The organism is Catalinimonas alkaloidigena, assembly GCF_029504655.1.
GTDB classification, from domain to species: Bacteria; Bacteroidota; Bacteroidia; order Cytophagales; family Cyclobacteriaceae; genus Catalinimonas; species Catalinimonas alkaloidigena.
Map to the genome: position 1 here is coordinate 1964895 of NZ_JAQFIL010000001.1, position 19722 is coordinate 1984616.

The window sequence follows — 19722 nt, forward strand, 5'->3', positions numbered from 1 at the left end:
CAGCTAAATTTTGTAATCATATTCAACCTGATACTATGAAAAATACTTGTCTTTTTTTTCTCACAACCTTCATACTACTCACGGCAGTGGGGCGCGTAAGTGCCCAGCAGGAAGAGATGGGCAGGGCCTATCCGGATAGCGTATACGACTTTCTGGCTATACCGAAAGACCAGCCTTTGAGTGCCGCCTCTAAAAGAGCATTGGAAAGAAATTATGCCAAAGGACCAGCGTGGTACCTGGAGTTTAAAACCTATGATCTCAAAGGTGACCTTGCCTATGAAGAGGGCGTTGTACGTAGAGACCCCTCTGATATTATTACTGTAGACGGCACTTATTATGTCTACTACTCCAAATCCGTAGGCAAGACGCACGGCTTTGGCACCGGTGATCCGGAAAAGAAAGTTTTTCCCTGGGACAAAACAGAAGTCTGGTACGCAAGCTCTAAAGATGGGTGGACCTGGAAAGAAGAAGGATTGGCAGTAGGCAGGGGGGAACCTGGCGCTTATGATGATCGCTCGGTCTTTACTCCTCAGATCATGACCCATGAAGGTAAATATGTACTGATATACCAAACGGTGAAAGCTCCCTATGTCAACCGGGTAAAAAACCAGGTAGGTATGGCAATCGCAGACTCTCCGCATGGGCCATTCAAAAAGCTAAAGGAGCCTATCCTTTCTCCTACCAATGATGGAGAATGGTTAGGGGATGAGGATACGCGCTTTAAAGTGAAAAAGCAGGGCTCTTTTGATTCACATAAGGTGCATGATCCAACGCTAATGTATTATAACAATAAATTCTACCTCTATTATAAAGGTGAGCGTATGGGTGAGCGAAAAACTTTTGGTGGTAGAGAAATTAAATGGGGCGTAGCTATCGCAGATAAACTGGAAGGTCCTTATATTAAATCGGAGTATAACCCGATAACCAACAGTGGTCATGAGTTGTGCGTATGGCCTTACCAGGGTGGTGTTTCTGCACTGCTGATTACGGATGGACCGGAAAGGAACACCATACAGTGGGCTTCCGACGGGATCAATTTTAATATCAAGTCGCACATAAAGTGGGGACCACCTGCCGCAGGACTGGATCAGTCAGTAGATAATGACAAAAGTCCGGTAGAAGCGCTGAAATGGGGACTTACCCACGAGTATGTGAGTAGAGACTGGCAGGTGATCAAAAGGTTTGAAGGTTTTCAGCCGTTCAGTCCCTGATTATTAACCATAAACTAATGCTAAGTATGAAAGCAGCCTATTACAAAGAAAAAGGCAAATTTGAATTGGGCGAAAGCCAGATAAAAAAACCTGCCAAAGGCGAAGTGCGCCTGGAGGTAGCCTACTGTGGTGTCTGTGGTACAGACATTCATATCTACCACGGGGTGATGGATCAGCGAGTGGCCCGACCTCAGGTGGTAGGCCACGAAGCTTCGGCTGTAGTCGCAGAAGTAGGAGAGGGAGTTTCCAACGTAAAAGTTGGTGACAACGTAGCGGTGAGGCCCCTACAGTTTGGCGAGCCTCATCCCTTTGACAAAGGTTACGCTCATGTAGGCAAAAATCTGAAATTTATCGGTATAGATGCGCCTGGAGCATTTCAGCAAAGCTGGACAGTACCTGCTTATTGTCTTCATCAGCTACCCGCAGATCTTTCTTTAAAACATGGAGCATTTATAGAGCCGCTCTCAGTTGCCTGCCATGATGTAAAGATTGGTAGGGTAAAAGAAGGAGAACGCTGCCTGGTAATAGGTGGAGGGCCTATTGGTACGCTCATCGCCTATGTGCTAAAAACTAAAAAGGCCGAAGTCATTATTTCAGAAGTGAATGAGAAACGGGTGAATATGCTACGTGAACTAGGCTTTACAGTAGTCAACCCCATTCAGGAAAATCTGAAAGAACGCATCAGCGAGCTCACCAATGAAGCTATGATAGACTGTGCCTTTGAAGTTTCCGGTTCGGCTGCAGGTGTAGATGCCATGACCGAAGTAGTGAACGTAAGAGGGCGTATCGTGATGGTGGCTATCCATGGTGGAGAAAAGAAAAAGGTAGATCTGTTTAAGTTTTTCTGGTCAGAGATCGAGCTTTTGGGCGCCAGACTCTATGAAGAAGAGGATTATGAAGAGGCAATTCAAATAGCTTCCTCAGCACAAATTCCCTTTGACAAATTAATTACCCAGGTGGATAGCCTGGATAACATACAATCCATTTTTGAAACGATAGACAATAATCCGGCAGGCATGAAATATCTGGTAGACTGTCAGGTTTAAAAAACTAATTATGAGCATAATAGATCAATTCAAACTGGAAGGAAAAACTGCACTGGTCACGGGCTGTAAGCGTGGCATCGGTAAAGCGATGGCAGTAGCCCTGGCTGAGGCCGGAGCAGATATTATAGGAGTTAGTGCCTCACTGGAAACAGAGGGCAGCGCAGTAGAAAAAGAAGTAAAAGCATTAGGCAAAAACTTCAAAGCCTATACCTGTGACTTCTCAGACCGAGATGCTCTCTACACCTTTATCAAAGCAGTAAAAGCGGATTTTCCGGCCATAGATATACTGGTGAACAACGCAGGTACCATATTACGGGCCCCCGCGGCAGAACATCCTGATGAATACTGGGATAAAGTAGTAGAGGTGAACCAGAATGCACAGTTTATCCTCAGCAGAGAACTGGGTAAAGAGATGGTAGCCCGTGGCAGTGGTAAAATTGTGTTTACCGCTTCATTGCTTACTTTTCAGGGAGGAATCACCGTTCCCGGCTATGCGGCGAGTAAAGGGGCTATCGGTCAGCTTACCATGGCTTTTGCCAATGAGTGGGCCGGTAAAGGTGTCAATGTAAATGCTATCGCGCCCGGCTATATCAGCACCGATAATACCGAAGCCTTAAGAAATAATCCTGAAAGAGCTAATGCCATCCTTTCGCGTATACCTGCAGGTCGCTGGGGAGAGGCAGAAGACTTTAAAGGACCTATTGTTTTCTTATGTTCAGAAGCATCAGCCTATATGCACGGGAGTGTAATGTTGGTTGATGGAGGTTGGATGGGGCGCTAATTAGCATCCCTCCCTATCCTTTAATCTTTTCCTAACCTAAATACCCATGTCAGATACCAAGAACTATCAGTTATATATTGATGGACAGTGGCATAGTGCCACCTCCCAAAAAAGTGAGCAGATTTTTAGCCCCAGTGATGAGTCTGTAGTAGGCTCAGTACAGGTAGCAGACGAAAGGGATGCACAACTGGCGCTGCAAGCCGCAGAAAAAGCGCAAAAAAGTTGGAAGAAGGTCCCCGCCATTGAACGGGCACGTTTGCTACGTAGCTTTGCCGCTGAGATACGTAACCAAAAAGATATGCTGGCTCGCCTGCTGGTAAGAGAGCAAGGTAAATTGCTAAAAGTAGCCCGTATGGAGGTGGAAGTTACAGCCACTTTTATAGAATATGCCTGCGACTGGGCACGCCAGATAGAAGGAGATATATTGCCTTCGGATAATTCCGGTGAGCAGATTTTGATACAGAAAATTCCTCGTGGCGTGGTGGTAGCCATTACTGCATGGAATTTTCCCCTCGCCCTGGCCGGAAGAAAAATAGGTCCCGCCCTGGTAGCTGGTAATACGGTGGTACTCAAACCTACCCAGGAAACACCACTAGCCAGTCTGGAACTGGGCAATATAGCAAGCAAGGTAGGGCTGCCCAAGGGAGTACTCAATATACTTACCGGTAAAGGTAGCGTGCTGGGCAACGCCCTGGTAGCCAACCCACTTACTAAAATGGTAACCATGACTGGTAGCACGCCTGCCGGACAACAGATTTTTCGTACTGCTGCTGAACATCTGATTCATGTACAATTAGAGTTAGGAGGTAAAGCCCCCTTTATTGTATTTGAAGATGCGGATCTGGATGCGGCAGTAGAAGGTGCATTGCATTCACGCTTTGATAATTGCGGCCAGGTTTGTACCTGCAATGAGCGCATGTATCTACACCACAGCATTTATGATGCTTTTATGGAAAAGTTTATGGCCAAGGTAAAGGCGATGAAAATTGGTGACCCTATGCAGGAGGATACTGACCTCGGCCCTAAGGTCAGCGCTAAGGAATTGCAACATATGGAAAACTTAGTAGCTCAGGCTTTAGAAGAGGGTGCTACGCTGGCATATGGTGGTAAAAAACCTCAGGGGCCACAATTTGATAAAGGGCATTGGTTTGAGCCAACTATTTTTACCGATGTAAAGCAGGAGATGACCATCGTTCATGAAGAGTCTTTCGGACCTATTCTGCCAGTCATTAAGTTCAGCAGCTTTGAAGAAGTGATGGGCTATGCCAACGACTGCGAGTACGGACTGGCTGCTATGGTGTATACCAATGACATGAACAAAATCATGCGCTGTAATGATGAGCTGGAGTTCGGTGAAATCTACATTAATCGTGGACATGGGGAGCAGCATCAGGGATTCCATAATGGCTACAAACTAAGTGGTACCGGTGGAGAAGATGGTAAATATGGTTTTGAGCAATATCTGGAAAAGAAAACTTTCTACCTCAAATACAAGACCTCATGAGCAAAATAGCTACAGTACATACCCGTTTGTTTCAGGTACCTCTGGCGGAGGTGCTAAACGATGCCAAGCATGGTGACCATACCCACTTTGAGCTGGTGACTACTACTATTACATTAGAAGATGGTAGTGAAGGTACTGGCTATACCTATACAGGAGGTAAAGGAGGACATTCCATCAAAGCCATGCTGGATTATGATATTGCTCCTGCAATTATTGGTAAAGAGGGAACGGATGTAGAAGGTATCTATGATTTTCTGGAATGGCATATCCACTATGTAGGTCGTGGAGGAATTAGCTCTTTCGCAATTTCAACAGTAGATATTGCGCTTTGGGATATCCGCTGCAAAAAAGCCAACAGCCCCCTCTGGAAAATGGCAGGAGGAGCAAATAATAGTTGCAAAGCCTATTGTGGGGGAATAGACCTTCAGTTTCCACTGGAAAAACTACTGCACAATATTCAGGGCTATCTGGATAGAGGTTTTAATGCAGTCAAAATAAAAATAGGAAGGGAAAAGCTGGAAGAAGATCTGGAAAGAATAAAAGCCGTACGCAAATTGGTAGGAGATGACATCATCTTTATGGTAGATGCCAACTACTCTATGTCGGTAGAGCAGGCTATTAAAGCTGCGCAGGCTTTTAAGCCTTATGATATTTACTGGTTTGAAGAACCCACCATCCCTGATAACTATCTGGGCTATGCCAGAATTGCAGAGGAAGGTGGCGTCTCCCTGGCAATGGGGGAGAATCTGCATACCATTTATGAATTTGGCTATGCGTTTGAACAGGCTAAGTTGTCATTTATTCAACCTGACGCTTCCAACTGTGGTGGCATTACGGGCTGGCTGAAGGTAGCTGAACTGTCTCGTAAATATAAGCTCCCCGTATGTTCACACGGCATGCAGGAGCTGCACGTAAGCCTGGTGTCTGCACAAAGCAACGCTGGTTGGCTGGAAGTGCATAGTTTCCCTATTGATGAATACACCAAACAACCGCTTCAGGTAGCTAACTACAGAGCGCAGGCTCCGGACACAGCGGGTATAGGTGTGGAGTTTGACTGGGATAAGCTGCTACCCTACGAAACAGGGCTGGGGAGTATCGGCAAAAACTTCAATGCACTTCATGTTTGATAAACCATAAGAACAAGCTAAAACTACTCACATGAAAATTGAAAAGAAGCCTTTCGGACAAATAGATGGACAAACTATAGATCAATATATACTTAGCAACAACAATGGTCTGGTGCTTGGCATAATCAATTATGGGGCTACTATCAGCTCCATCATTGTACCCTCAGCAAGGCAGGGTAGGGCAGACGTAGTATGCGGATTTAACCAAATTGATGGCTATTTATCTGAAGCATATCAAAATAATGCCCCTTATTTTGGGGCTACAGTTGGCCGCTATGCAGGGCGTATCAAAGATGCTCAGTTTGTATTGGGTGGAGAGCTTTATCAGTTGGAAGCCAACGATGGTGATAACCACCTGCATGGGGGTAAACTGGGCTTTGACAAACGCATCTGGAAGTCAGAAACTTTGGAAGAAGATGATGCTGTAGGGGTAAAAATGAGCTTAATTAGTCAGCATATGGAAGAGGGATACCCCGGACAGGTAGAGGTAAACATCTATTTTCGTATGAATGACAATAACGAAATCTCTATACGCTATCAGGCAAATACAGATAGAGTTACTCCGATTTCTTTAACCAACCACACCTATTTTAATCTGTCCGGTTTTAAAGACAATATCATGAGCCACCTGGCCTGTATAGTTTCTGATAGCTATTTACAGCCGGATGCCAGTAACGTACCAGATGGGAGTATCAGCAAAGTTGAAAATACGCCTGCTGATTTAAGAAAGCCAAAGCCGCTGGGAGTCTGCATAGATAAAATGGAGATGGGGTTTGAGCACTATTTCTTGTTTGAAAAGGACAGCAGACTGAGAGAAGTGGCCAGCTTTACAGAAGAAAAAAGTGGTAGAGGGATAAAGGTCTTTACTACAGAACCAGGTATGCTTTTTTATACCGGATACTACACCTCCGATCAGCTTCAGAGAGAGAATGGTGATCAATATGGGCAGTTTCGTGCTTTTTGCTGCGAAACATCTCGCTACATCAACGGACCAAATATAGCAAGTTCGCCAGGTTCAGTCACAACACCGGATGAGCCCTATGAGAGCGAGACAGTTTTAGCATTTGAGTGGTAAGTCATCGTTCGTGAAGATGTAAGCAGTACGATAGTCAACAATACAGAAAACTAGATTTTAAGAATAAACTAAAGATAAACAAGCATGACTCAAGGTGTAATTTGGGCAATATTTGCCGGTTTAATGCTGGGGCTTTATGCCCTGCCAGAAAAGTTTACTAAAGACTTCAAATATGAGAATACCTGGAGCCTTTTCTTTCTGCTTACCATGTTTGTAGTTCCGCTTATCGCTTCAGTAGCCTTAATAGATGGCTTCGGCGAAGTATTTGGGGCTATACCTGTAGACGTATTGCTAAACATGTCGATAGCCAGCTTCCTATGGGGTGCCGGAGTAATGATGTGGGGCAAGGCCATTAACCATATAGGGCTTTCTCTGGGCTTCTCTTTGTTCATCGGGACTATCATATTAATAGGTTCACTTTTACCCTTCTTGGTAGATGGCCTGCCGCCAGCTAATGCTTTGCTATTTATTCTCCTGGGCTTGCTTGTAGTTCTCCTGGGCATCGTAGCCAATGGCAAAGCAGGACTGATCAGAGAGCAGGATGAATTGAAAAATGCTGAACACACCAAAAGTTCTGATGGCAAAGGCTCTATGGCAACAGGTATTTTTATCGCTGTTTTTGGTGGGCTGTTGGCTACCGGCTTTAGCTATGCGAATGCGGTAGGTCGCCCATTCCTGCATGAAGCCAGTCAGGCTCAAGGCAATGCCGACTGGATTACTGCCGTAGTGGTGATGTTTCCCATATTTATCAGTGGAGGCATAGCGATGACCGCCTACTTTGCCTGGCAACTGTCACAAAAAAGAGCATGGAAATATTTCAAATCTTCTCACCTCTCCAAAAATGTGTCGCTGATACTCATTATGGCTGTTTTTCATTATGCGGCCTCCGCACTTTTTGCCTATGCGGCCTTTAGACTGGGTGAAGCCGGCAATACGGTAGGCTATGCTATTTTCAATACCGCAAGTGTGATCACTGCAATACTCAGTGGCATCATTACCAAAGAGTGGGCAAGGGCATCAAATAAGGCTAGAAGAATGCTCTATACAGGACTTTTCTGCATGGTAGTAGGGGTGGTTTTGATTGCTTATGGCAATAGTTTAATATGAAGAAAATAGCATTGAATATCGCTTCCATGTTCAGAGGAATAAAAACTGTACCAGTGGGTGGTATAGGGTTTTTTCTGGCTTTGCTATGCTATACAGATCCGGTTCTGGCACAGCATGCCAAAATCAGACCTTCACAGCCCAACATCATTTTACTGTATGCTGACGATGCGGGCTATCGTGACTTTGGCTTTCAGGGGAGTACACTTTTCAAAACGCCTAATCTGGATAAGCTGGCCAGCGAAGGAGTGAAATTTAGCCAGGCTTATATGACAGCGGCTGTCTGCGGTCCTTCCCGTGCAGGTATGATTACCGGTAGGTACCAGCAGCGCTTTGGTTTTGAAGAAAATAATGTGCCGGGCTATATGAGTGAATCTGGCCCTGATAGCCTGGAAATGGGATTGCCTACCCATCTTCCTACCATAGCGGATCATCTGAAAAGCCTGGGTTACCAAACCGCTATTTTTGGCAAATGGCATCTTGGGGGAGCAGACCGTTTTCATCCACTACGTAGAGGGTTTGATCATTTTTATGGGTTTAGAGGGGGTGCCCGAAGTTATTATGCTTATGATGAAGCCCCTGAAGATCCACAGAACAGGTTAGAAGAAGACTTTGGCAATTATGGAGAGCATGAAGGCTATCTGACTGATGTTTTGGCAGATAAAGCCAGTGAATTTATTAACACAAATAAAGAGCGTCCATTCTTTATATTTCTCTCTTTTAATGCGGTACATACACCCCTGCATGCTGAGCACTCAGATCTGGAACGCTTTCCCCAGCTTAAAGGAAAGAGAAAAGAACTGGCTGCCATGACTTATGCCCTTGACCGGGCTTGTGGTAAAGTCTTGGATACACTGAAATCACTGGGGCTGGAGGAAAATACCATAGTGGTGTTCACCAATGACAATGGAGGTCCTACAGATGCCAGCGAAGCCAATAACTACCCTCTCAGCGGCACTAAAGCCAATCACCTGGAAGGAGGCATTCGTGTACCTTGTTTGATAAAGTGGCCCGGTCAGTTGGAAAAGGGTAGTACATACGGTTACCCAGTATCCTCCCTGGATTTTCTACCCACTTTTGTGGAAGCTGCCGGGGGTAGTGCTGACACAATAGTAGGACTGGATGGGGTCAACCTGCTGCCCTATTTGCAGGCCAAAAAAGATGATAGACCTCATCAGACTTTATACTGGAAAAAAGAAAATCGTGGAGCTATCAGGGAAGCTGACTGGAAGCTGCTACGTTTTCCCGATCGGCCGGCAGAGCTGTACAATATAGCAGAAGACCCACAGGAGCAGAACAATCTGGCATACCAGTACCCGGAAAAGGTAAAAGCACTTTACAAAAAGCTGTTTGCCTGGGAGCTGGAACTGGAAAGACCTCTGTGGCAACTCAAAAGAAAGTACGAAGGCATGGCAGCCGATAGAATGGATAAATACCGAGCACCCAAAGAGTAAACGATTTAACACAATGAATATGACAATAACCTAAACACTAAAGCATATGGATGCTTACGCGCAATCTCAAAGCTACACCCTGGAGCCTCCCAGGTCTTTCTGGAAAAGACTAAAACATCTGGGTCCATCGCTTATACTCACAGCCAACATTGTGGGTTCCGGAGAGCTAATTATGACTACCTCTCTGGGCGCCAAAGCAGGCTTTGTCACCCTTTGGGTAGTGATCATCAGTTGCCTGGTAAAAGTGACAATACAGTTGGAGTTTGGTAAGCATGCTATCAGTAGTGGAGAAACTACCCTGACATCCTTCAATAAACTGCCAGGTCCGCACTGGAAGCAAGCCAGCTGGAGCATCTGGACTTGGCTCCTGATTAAAACCTTCCAGTTTATTCAGTATGGCGGTATCATAGGAGGAGTGGCATTGGCACTGAATATTGCTTTTCCTTCAATAGCAGTATGGATTTGGGCAGTAGTGGCTGGTTTGGCCACCGCTATACTAACAGCTCAGGGTAAATATGCTTTTTTTGAGAAGTTTTCCATTTTTCTGGTTGCCTCCTTTAGCCTCTACACCCTTTACTGTGTGTTTGCCCTCCAATACACCTCCTACGAACTAAGCATACTTAAGATAGCAGAAGGTTTAGAGTTTCAACTACCGCCTGAAACCATAGGCTATGCTTTAGCGGTGTTTGGCATTACCGGAGTAGGAGCCGATGAAATTATCTCTTACCCTTACTGGTGCCTGGAAAAAGGCTATGCCCGATATACCGGCCCCAATGATCATTCTCCGGAGTGGGAGAAAAGAGCCAAAGGCTGGATCAAGGTCATGTACCTGGATGGTTTGCTATCCATGTGTATCTATACCATCACTACTGCAGCTTTTTATGCGCTGGGTGCGGCAATCCTGCATGAACAGGGACAGGTACCCGAAGGTTACCAGATGATTGCGACCATATCACAAATCTATACCGAAGCACTAGGGCCGGCAGCGATGAACATATTTTTGATAGGAGCGGTGGTAACGCTATTCTCCACGCTTTTTGTAGCCAGTGCCTCGGGTACACGTATGTTTACTGATGGACTAGCTCAAATAGGCGTACTGGACTTTTATAATCCCGAACAAAGAAATCGTTGGTTCAAGATTTTAGCCTGGTTTATCCCTATCGCCTGGACGATGCTTTTTTTACTGATGAATGTCCCGCTCTTTATGATTATGGCCGGGGCTATCTCACTCACCTTGCTATTACTTTTGGTAGTTTACGCTGCCATTGTTTTCAGGTACAGAAGGTTAGATAAGGCGCTACATCCAGGTATTGTCTATGATATTTTTCTGTGGATCAGTATGCTATCTATCCTGGCAGTAGGGGTAAAATCCCTACTGAATGTATATTAAAAAAGAAATCTGATCATAACCTATTGGCTCTAAACTAAACTTGATGAAAATACAAACCTCACAAAAAACAACCTACAAGCGTTACCATATGCTGGCTCTGGTTTTTATCAGTGTCGTAATCAACTACATGGATCGTAGCAACATCTCAATAGCTGCGTTCGCCATGAGCGAAGAGTTAGGTTTTAGTTCTGTACAGATGGGGCTGGTATTTTCAGCTTTTGCATGGACTTACGCAGCGCTACAGATTCCCGGTGGTATTTTGGTAGATATGGTGAGGCCTAGAATATTATATACACTGATGCTGTCCCTCTGGTCGGCTGCTACGCTGCTTCAGGGGTTTGCCAATTCTTTTCTCAGTGTAATAGGCTTTCGTGCCAGTATAGGTGTATTTGAAGCACCGGCCTATCCGGCCAATAACAGAATTGTCACTTCCTGGTTTCCCGAAAGCGAAAGAGCTTCTGCTATCGCGATGTACACCTCCGGGCAATACATAGGATTGGCGTTTCTTACCCCAAGCCTCGTAGCTATACAAAACTACATGGGATGGAGAGGTTTGTTTGTCGTATCCGGCCTTATCGGTATGGGTTGGGCTATAGTCTGGTATCTCTTTTACCGCGACCCTCAATCCCATGCTAAAATCAGTGAGCAGGAGATGACCTATATCGCAGAAGGTGGAGGGTTAATTGATAAGAGGGAGGAGAAAAAGTTCAGGGTTAAGTTTAACTGGGCAGATTTTAAACAGGCTTTTATTTACCGAAAACTGTGGGGTATCTATCTGGGCCAATTTGCCATTGGCTCAATCTTTATTTTCTTCCTGACCTGGTTTCCGACTTATCTGGTAAAATACCGAGGCATGGACTTTCTGGAGTCAGGATTTTTAGCTTCTATCCCTTTTCTGGCAGCATTTGTTGGTGTGTTGCTGGCAGGTTTTACCTCTGACTTCCTGCTGAAAAAAGGCTACTCAAACGAAGTAGCCAGAAAACTACCCGTGCTTAGTGGTATGCTTTTATCTGTATCTATCATAGGGGCCAACTATGTAGATTCTACCTTTCTGGTGATTAGCTTTCTGGCGCTGGCTTTTTTTGGCAACGGCTTTTCTGCGATTACCTGGGTTTTTGTCTCCACAGTTGCACCAAAGCAGCTAATTGGCCTGATCGGTGGCGTATTTAACTTTATCGGAGGTTTGTCAGCAGTAATTGTCCCTATCGTCATAGGTTTTCTGGTAGAAGATGGAGACTTCAGGCCCGCGCTTTTCTTTATCGGCACCATGGCGCTGATGGGCTTTTTTAGCTATATCTTTCTGGTAGGTAAAGTAGAGAGGATTGAATTAGAAGATGATCTGTAATTAGAAGGAACCTATAAAACTACCGTGTTTTTTGAAGCACCTAAACCTAAGCATATGAAAATTACCGATATTAAAACTTATCAAACTTTTATTGGTCAAGGCAACCAACTTATTGTAAAGGTAGAAACAAGTTCAGGAATACATGGTTGGGGAGCCTCAGGGCTTACGGGCCGTGAACTGGCCGTGGTAGGAGCTATTGCACATTACAAAAACTTTTTGATAGGTAAAGACCCAAGACGAATAGGAGCTATCTGGCAGGAGCTATACCGTAGCCAGTATTTTGAAGGAGGGAGAGTATTGACTGCTGCTATCTCAGCAATTGATATAGCACTTCACGACATTAAAGGAAAAACCTTAGGCGTACCAGTTTATGAACTCTTAGGAGGGAAGCAGCGAGACTATGTAGACTGCTTTGCTTCACTCAGATTTACCAATCGCCAGCAGCTGATGGAGAAGGCCGAACTGCTGCTGAGCCAGGGCTGGAAGGTGCTTCGTCTGGCACCAGCAGAATATGAAGAAAATGAAGAGCCAGGTGTTTTTGACCCCAGAGAATCGCTGGCTACACTGGCAGAATGGCTCACAGAGCTAAGGCAAAAATCAGGAAGCAAAGTAGTAATCGGGCTGGACTATCACCATCGTCTTACAGTGGCAGAGACTGTTTCTTTCCTTCAACATATGCCTGAAGCTACGCTGGATTTTATTGAAGAACCCATTCGCGATGAAAATCCCGGGGCATACGAAAATCTGAGGACAATGGTCAGGGTGCCCTTCGCTATAGGTGAGGAGTTTTCCAGCAAATGGCAGTTTATGCCCTACCTGGAGCGCAATATCACACAGTTTGCCCGTGTAGACGTTTGCAATGTAGGTGGCATAACCGAAGCTATGAAAGTAGCTGCCCTGGCGGAGATGCACTACATAGACCTGATGCCGCATAATCCCTTAGGGCCTATTTGTACGGCTGCTTCACTTCACCTTGCTGCTGCATGTCCGAATATGAGCTGGTTGGAGGAGATTAATACACCGGCAGAAGCTGCTGGTACTAACTCTGCAGAATTTTATCCGGAACAGCCGAAGCTGGAAGGTGCACGCTATAAAGTGCCAGACCTACCGGGTTTAGGGGTAGAGTTCAATGAAGACTTGGCCGCCAAACAATCATTTGAAATGAAAGAAACTCCTCGCCTGAGAAGAAGCGATGGCTCATTTACCAATTGGTAATTTCGTATTCAATTGGGCTGGAGTTTGGAATGCCAGATCAAAGCTTTGCCTTGTGCACTTCATCAATTGTTTGTTAATTCAATTTCAGTATTGTCACTAAGCTATAAACAACCGCCTAAACACCTAATCAGATGCGAAATGTGCTTTTCATTGCCTTCATGCTGATGAACTTAAATCAGGTTTTTGCTCAAAACTCATCTATTAAGATAGAAGGAGAGTTAAAGAAGTGGCATAAGGTCACCCTGGTCTGCGAAGGCCCTGAAACCTCAGAAGATGCAGAAGAGAACCCCTTTCTTCATTATCGTTTGAATGTTCTTTTCAAGCATGCTACAAGCGGTAAAGAATATCTTATTCCTGGCTACTATGCTGCTGATGGCCATGCGGCAAATAGTGGAGCTACAGAGGGAAATAGCTGGAAAGTACATTTTGCCCCTGACGAAACGGGTGAGTGGACCTATGAAGTTTCTTTCCTCAAAGGAAAATGGGTGGCGGTAAGAGAAAAAGAAGAAGTAGGAGAAAGTGCCGGATATGTAGATCAGGCAAAAGGTACATTGAGCATTGCTGATACCGATAAAAATGGTAGAGACTTCAGAGGAAAAGGCCGGCTTAGCTATGTGGGAGAAAGGTATTTGAAGTTTGCTGAAACGGGAGAGTACTTCCTGAAATGTGGTGCCGATGCTCCTGAAAACTTTCTGGCCTATGATGGCTTTGATGGGGACTTTAAGACTGACGGACATAAAGATAATCTGGTAAAAAGTTGGGAGGCTCATCTGCAGGACTGGAATGAAGATGATCCCAGCTGGGGAGAAGATAAACGAGGGAAAGAGATTATTGGGGCACTAAACTACCTGGCTAACAAGGGCATGAATGCTGTTTCTTTCCTCACCATGAACATAGAAGGTGATGATCAGAATGTTTTTCCCTTTGTTGACTATGATACCTGGGACAGATTTGACTGCTCCAAATTAGACCAGTGGGAAATACTTTTTGAACATGCAGATCAGATAGGGCTTTTCCTGCACTTTAAAACGATGGAAGCAGAAAATCAGGGACTTCTGGACAATGGCGGTATAGGCATGTATACCAAGCTTTATTATCGTGAGCTGATCGCTCGCTTTGGGCATCATCTGGCACTAAACTGGAACCTCTGCGAAGAAACCGGCGACTGGGTAAAGTCCCCCCAAACTTTTCCTTTTTATCCTCGTGAGCGGCTGGCGCTGGCAGATTACGTAAGTTCTATAGACCCCTATCAGCATCATCTGGTTATTCATAATGGCAATTGGTTTACCCCACTTTACGGACCCGATAGTAAGTTCACCGGGGCCTCCTTACAAACCAATCGTGAAGATTTCAGAAATGTTCATACCTCTACCCTAAAAGTACTTCAGGATGCTGAAGCAGAAGGTAAAATCTGGGCAGTCGCTTGTGACGAGCCGGGTGATGCCCAGCACTCACTGCTGCCCGATGCTGAAGATCCCGTACACAATGATGCCCGCAAAAACGGATTATGGGGGGCAATGATGGCAGGTGCCTGGGGTACAGAGTGGTATTTCGGTTATGCCCATGCACACTCTGACCTCACTTGTCAGGACTATAGGTCAAGAGATCTCTTTTGGGATCAGGGCAAAGTATGCCTTGACTTTTTTAATAATAATAACATACAGGTCAACTTGATGCAATCTGCCGATGAACTGCTCAGTAGTGAAGGAGATTACTGTCTGGCTCAGCCGGGTGAAAAGTATGTTGTCTATCTCAAAAATGGAGGAGAAGCCAAACTAAATCTGGAAGATCATGAAGGGGAATACACAGTGATGTGGTACAATCCTCGTGAGGGAGGCAAAATGCTTAAAGGAAGTAAGAAGAAAATAAAAGGAGGAAGTGTGCATTCTTTAGGCCTACCGCCCAATGAGTCTGAGCAGGACTGGGCGGTGTTGATTACAAAAGATTAGAAACTGTGTGTAGTTATTCGCAAAGCACAAATAAGAAAGAGCTTATCTATAATAGTTTAGGCTGATTTATTTGAAATCCCTATCAATCTGAATTATGTAGGGAGGTGCATTTATAAGGTTTAGATACAAGGCTAACTATCCTCCTGATGAACAAACCTATCGTACATCTTCCCTCTTTCATCACTTTCCCTATGGTAAACTTTACGGAACACTAAGGGAGAATAGCCTTTTATTTTCTTGAACTGTTTGTAAAAATAAGGCAGGCTTTCATATCCACAGGAAAAGCCTATTTCAGCGACACTGGCGTTTGTTTCTATCAATAGCTTGCTTGCTCTGTTTACCCGGTATTCATTAATAAAGCTAAAAAATGGTTTTTTCATGACCCTACTGAAAAATCTGGAAAAGGAGGATTCAGTCAGGCTTACAAGTTCGGCTACATCACTAAGCGTAATCTTTTCAGTGTAGTGTGCCTCAATATAATGCTGGATAATGTCCAATCGGTGTCCTGTCTCCCATGACAAATCTGGTGAAAAATCATCACCAGATAGATGCTGATAATTACTCACCAGGCTAAGCCTCTGTAATAGCTTAAGTAATTGAATGTATTTGTTGCCCTCAGGCTTTAACATCTTCTGCATCAAGGGTAAAATTTCCTGAGCTACTACTTTGCCAAAGAAAATGCCCTTTTTAGCATTTGCCATCATCATTTGTATCCCTTGAAGATCAACCACTTCCGGAACAATGTCATGACTCCACTGTATCACTAAAGCACTAGCCTTGGAAGTACTATCATCTGAATTTTTCCATCTGTGTGGAAGGTTCTCACCTAAAAGCACCAAATCCATCGGCTGATACTCAGAGATATGATTTCCAATATACCTTATACCTTCACTTTCTAAAATGCAGGTAAGCTCACACTCAGGATGATAATGCCAGGGGGCAGAAAAATGATCTTCTTTATAGCTAAATGCAGTAACCGTACTGGCCTGGGGGTTACTGATTTTTTCAAATACCGCTTTCATAAATCATTCAAATTGTTCCATATATTAACCTGAATACATAAAGTAAGACAAAATAGAATACTTTTCTATCATAATAGCAGAAGAATGCTGTTGAGTATCTATTTATTTTTGAAATAGAAAAGACGGTCTGTAGAATTTTTTTTCATGTTTAACACTAAAGAACCAGTATATGTCAATTTTTTGTAAAGCGGCTGTTGCCAAAGGAAATGGTGATTTTAGTTTAGAAACCATAGAAGTAAAAGAGCCAGCAGAAGATGAAGTCTTGGTAAAAGTAAAAGCGGCGGGCATTTGCCATACCGATTATGATTCATTGTCCTGGGGCAAACACGTAGTAATGGGACATGAAGGTGCCGGACTGGTAATGAAAGTGGGCAATAAAGTGAAAGGTTTTGAAGAGGGTGATGCGGTCATCTTTAACTGGGCCACGCCCTGTGGTGAATGTTTCCAGTGCAGGATCAACAATTTTCATATCTGTGAACAGAATTCTCCGGTAGCCGCCGGGGCAAACGGTTATACACCAGGGCATGCCCATTTGGAGGGCACTTTATGGAATGACAAACCCATAGAGCGCTCATTTAACCTGGGTACGCTTTCGGAATATGCTTTGGTAAAGAAATCTGCTCTGGTAAAGTTTTCCAGCCAAAATATGCCTTTTCACTCAGCAAGTATTATCAGTTGTGGCGTAATGACCGGTTATGGCTCAGTAGTAAATAGCGCACAGGTGAAGGCAGGCTCAAGTGTGGTAGTTTTAGGTGCGGGAGGAGTAGGGCTTAACGTAATACAGGCAGCAAAAATTTCTGGTGCAGCCAGCATCATAGCCATTGATGTAAATCCGGCAAAGCTGGTGATGGCTGAAGAATTTGGTGCCACCAACACTATACTTGCCAATAAAGAAGATAAGAATTTGAGTGAGGCTGCTGATAAAGTAAAAGCGATGACCGAGGGAAGAGGCGCTGATTATGCTTTTGAGTGTACCGCCATCCCTGCTTTGGGCGCTGCTCCCCTGGCAATGATAAGAAATGCCGGTACAGCAGTGCAGGTAAGTGGTATAGAGCAGGAGATTACTATTGATATGAACCTGTTTGAATGGGATAAAATCTATATCAACCCTCTATACGGCAAGTGTAATCCTTTTATTGACTTTCCTAAACTGATCAAACTGTACGAAAAGGGAGATTTGCAATTAGACAAATTAGTGACCCGCCAGTATGCTATAGAGGATTTGCGGCAAGCTTTTGACGATATGCTTAGTGGCAAAAACGCAAAAGGAGTAATTACTTTCAACTGATATGTCAATCTTTAGAACTACAGAAATCTCAGATGCTGCTTATGAAAGTAATGGGCTGCGTTTCATTACCGTTAAATCACAACATCTGAAGGGGAGGGGTGATATCTGTGTTTTTGTGCCGGAGCAGACATCTCATTTGAAAAACCTCCCCCTTGTTCTGCTGCTGCATGGTGTATACGGAAGCGCATGGGTATGGACGCATAAGGGGGCAGCTCATATGACTACCCAGCAACTTATCCGAATGCAGAAAATTAGGCCTATGGTACTGGCTATGCCCTCGGATGGACTTTGGGGAGATGGGACAGCTTATCAATTGCTGGCTTCTGGTGATTATGAAAAATGGATAGTGGAAGATGTGCCTGCTGCTGTAAAAGAAAATATAGCATGCGTTTCAGATGCTTCACCTCTCTGCATTTCGGGACTTTCTATGGGAGGATTTGGTGCTTTAAGGTTAGGAGCTGCTTATCCTGATATTTTTAAAGCGATTTCTGCTCACAGTGCCATCACCGCTATAGAGCAAATGCCGCTCTTTGTGGAAGAGCCGCTTGATCTTTATCAGGAGGCAGGCCAGCAGGCAAGTAGTGTATACTTAAGCATGGAAGCTAATCAAGGCAAGCTGCCCCCCATCCGATTTGACTGTGGAAAAGATGATCTGTTGATAGAATACAATAGAGAACTGCATGCCAAGCTGACGAAGTCAGGTATTTCTCATGTGTATGAAGAGTTTGAGGGGGGGCATAGCTGGAGTTATTGGAAGCAACACCTGTCTGATACGCTCCTTTTCTTTGATCATCACCTCAATGATTAATCAGTATGCTAAAATAGCTTTGATGAGGCTAAAATAATAAAAGAGGCTCGTGCCCTTAGTTTGGGCGCCAAATGAAGACTTAGTGTTCAAAACTACGCTTAAAAGTAAATAAGATCAAGATGAAAAAAAGTGAGTTAGCTGATCCATTTAAAAGTGCCCGTCAGGAGAAGGGGTACGGAAAAATGAACGATCAGATTGATCCAGTAACCATGGTGCTGCGACTAAAAGATGTCCGCAAAACAGCGCATGATTGGAAGAAATTTACATCCGGTGCAGTACCGGGCCGTATCGTAGTGCCTTCAGAAGTAAATATTCGCGACACCCGTCAGATTCCTTTTGAAGTGGACCCTCCCATGCATGGAGCATATCGGTCTATTATTGAGCGCTGGTTTAAGCGGCCACTGGAACCTGAATATGAGGAAAAATTGAGCCAACAAATTCAAGCCATTATCAATGAAGCACTGGCAAAAGAAACTATAGAGGTAGTCAGTGAGTTTTCTCTTCCTTTACAGTCTCGTGCCTTAACCTTATTGCTCAATATTCCTTACGAAGAAGCAGAGACCTGGATTGGGTGGGGCACACATGTATTCAGAAGCGAAGGTGTAGCGCTGGATGCATCAAAAGCAAATATCCTTTATGAATACATAGACCGTCAGCTTGAGAAAGCAAGTCAGAATCCGGGAGATGATTTGTACTCCGTACTGCTCAATTCAGAAGTGGAGGGTAGGAAATTAACTGCTGAGGAAGCAAAAGGGGTGATGGTCCTGACCTTTGCCGGTGGTAGAGATACGGTGATCAATGCAGTAACTAATTCAATAGCATATTTTGCTGAGCACCCTGAGGCACTGCAGCGCCTACGTAATGAGCCGGAGATTATTGGTAAAGCTGTGGAAGAGTTGATACGTTACTTTTCTCCCTTGACTCATATGGGACGTGTGGTAACAGAAGATACACAAGTATGTGAACATGCTGTAAAGGCAGACTCCAGAGTTTCACTATGCTGGGCCTCGGCTAACCGTGACGAATCTGTTTTTGAAGACGCTGATAAAGTGGTTTTAGATCGTAAGTTAAATCCGCATGTAGGTTTTGGTTTCGGGCATCATAAATGTCTGGGGGCCACGCACACCCGGCAGATGATGAAAATATTTTTAAAAAACCTGGCCGAGAAGGTAGAGCGCATTGATATTCTTGATCTGAAAGAAAATATTGAGGATCTGGATGAATTCAAACGCAAAGTAGGCTACGATCAGATTAGTGTCAGCTTCAAAGCCCGTTAATAAAATTTGTTTTCCTTTCTGGTCATATGCTTCTGCGACCAAATAAACCAAAAGCAGGCATAATTACATTTCACTTTTTTGAACGGGTACGGATAGTACGCTAAGGTTCAATTATTCAATTAACAA

General features: G+C 44.4%; 16 protein-coding genes. 15 read left to right on the forward strand and 1 reads right to left on the reverse strand.

From position 1 onward, the window contains the following. The first annotated feature begins 35 nt into the window (after nt 1-35). The 12 genes from OKW21_RS08240 to OKW21_RS08295 all read left to right on the forward strand — a co-directional run bounded on the left by OKW21_RS08240 (nt 36) and on the right by OKW21_RS08295 (nt 15201). Nucleotides 36-1211: a glycoside hydrolase family 117 protein gene (locus tag OKW21_RS08240; protein ID WP_277478938.1), complete on the forward strand. Its 1176-nt coding sequence runs from the start codon at nt 36-38 to the stop codon at nt 1209-1211. 26 nt (nt 1212-1237) lie between these two features. After that, entirely contained in the window at nt 1238-2257 is a 1020-nt protein-coding gene (locus tag OKW21_RS08245) for a zinc-dependent alcohol dehydrogenase (RefSeq protein ID WP_277478939.1), read from the forward strand. Between the two features lie 10 nt (nt 2258-2267). Next, nucleotides 2268-3038 carry an SDR family NAD(P)-dependent oxidoreductase gene (locus OKW21_RS08250; protein WP_420870098.1) on the forward strand — a complete coding sequence of 257 codons (771 nt, stop codon included), beginning with the start codon at nt 2268-2270 and terminating at the stop codon, nt 3036-3038. 46 nt (nt 3039-3084) lie between these two features. Next, nucleotides 3085-4542, forward strand: a complete 1458-nt coding sequence (gene aldA / locus OKW21_RS08255; RefSeq protein ID WP_277478940.1) for an aldehyde dehydrogenase — start codon at nt 3085-3087, stop codon at nt 4540-4542. After that, a complete protein-coding gene (locus tag OKW21_RS08260) occupies nt 4539-5669 on the forward strand; it encodes a mandelate racemase/muconate lactonizing enzyme family protein (RefSeq protein ID WP_277478941.1) in 1131 nt (376 codons plus the stop codon). Before aldA ends, OKW21_RS08260 begins: the two co-directional genes overlap by 4 nt. A 31-nt stretch (nt 5670-5700) precedes the next feature. Continuing rightward, on the forward strand, nt 5701-6744 hold the full coding sequence (locus OKW21_RS08265; RefSeq protein WP_277478942.1) for an aldose epimerase family protein: 1044 nt from the start codon (nt 5701-5703) through the stop codon (nt 6742-6744). An 84-nt stretch (nt 6745-6828) separates the two neighbouring features. Then, entirely contained in the window at nt 6829-7851 is a 1023-nt protein-coding gene (locus OKW21_RS08270) for an L-rhamnose/proton symporter RhaT (RefSeq protein ID WP_277478943.1), read from the forward strand. Further along, entirely contained in the window at nt 7848-9302 is a 1455-nt protein-coding gene (locus tag OKW21_RS08275; RefSeq protein WP_277478944.1) for a sulfatase, read from the forward strand. Before OKW21_RS08270 ends, OKW21_RS08275 begins: the two co-directional genes overlap by 4 nt. Before the next feature lie 46 nt (nt 9303-9348). Beyond that, nucleotides 9349-10692: an Nramp family divalent metal transporter gene (locus OKW21_RS08280; protein ID WP_277478945.1), complete on the forward strand. Its 1344-nt coding sequence runs from the start codon at nt 9349-9351 to the stop codon at nt 10690-10692. Between the two features lie 43 nt (nt 10693-10735). Further along, entirely contained in the window at nt 10736-12037 is a 1302-nt protein-coding gene (locus tag OKW21_RS08285) for an MFS transporter (protein WP_277478946.1), read from the forward strand. A 54-nt stretch (nt 12038-12091) separates the two neighbouring features. Next, nucleotides 12092-13252, forward strand: coding sequence for a mandelate racemase/muconate lactonizing enzyme family protein (locus OKW21_RS08290; protein WP_277478947.1), 1161 nt, complete (start codon nt 12092-12094; stop codon nt 13250-13252). Nucleotides 13253-13383: 131 nt separating this feature from the next. After that, the gene (locus OKW21_RS08295) at nt 13384-15201 is read left to right on the forward strand and encodes a DUF5060 domain-containing protein (protein WP_277478948.1); all 1818 of its coding nucleotides are present in this window, start codon (nt 13384-13386) and stop codon (nt 15199-15201) included. A gap of 131 nt (nt 15202-15332) precedes the next feature. Here OKW21_RS08295 and OKW21_RS08300 read toward each other — a convergent pair whose 3' ends face one another. After that, the gene (locus OKW21_RS08300) at nt 15333-16223 is read right to left on the reverse strand and encodes an AraC family transcriptional regulator (RefSeq protein ID WP_277478949.1); all 891 of its coding nucleotides are present in this window, start codon (nt 16221-16223) and stop codon (nt 15333-15335) included. Between the two features lie 169 nt (nt 16224-16392). On the opposite strand from OKW21_RS08300, the gene OKW21_RS08305 reads away from it, so the two are divergent. The 3 genes from OKW21_RS08305 to OKW21_RS08315 all read left to right on the forward strand — a co-directional run bounded on the left by OKW21_RS08305 (nt 16393) and on the right by OKW21_RS08315 (nt 19596). Beyond that, nucleotides 16393-17511 carry an alcohol dehydrogenase catalytic domain-containing protein gene (locus tag OKW21_RS08305; protein WP_277478950.1) on the forward strand — a complete coding sequence of 373 codons (1119 nt, stop codon included), beginning with the start codon at nt 16393-16395 and terminating at the stop codon, nt 17509-17511. A gap of 1 nt (nt 17512) precedes the next feature. Continuing rightward, nucleotides 17513-18319 (forward strand): alpha/beta hydrolase, encoded by an 807-nt coding sequence (locus tag OKW21_RS08310; protein ID WP_277478951.1) that lies wholly within the window; start codon nt 17513-17515, stop codon nt 18317-18319. Between the two features lie 119 nt (nt 18320-18438). Continuing rightward, a complete protein-coding gene (locus OKW21_RS08315) occupies nt 18439-19596 on the forward strand; it encodes a cytochrome P450 (RefSeq protein ID WP_277478952.1) in 1158 nt (385 codons plus the stop codon). Nucleotides 19597-19722 lie beyond the last annotated feature (126 nt).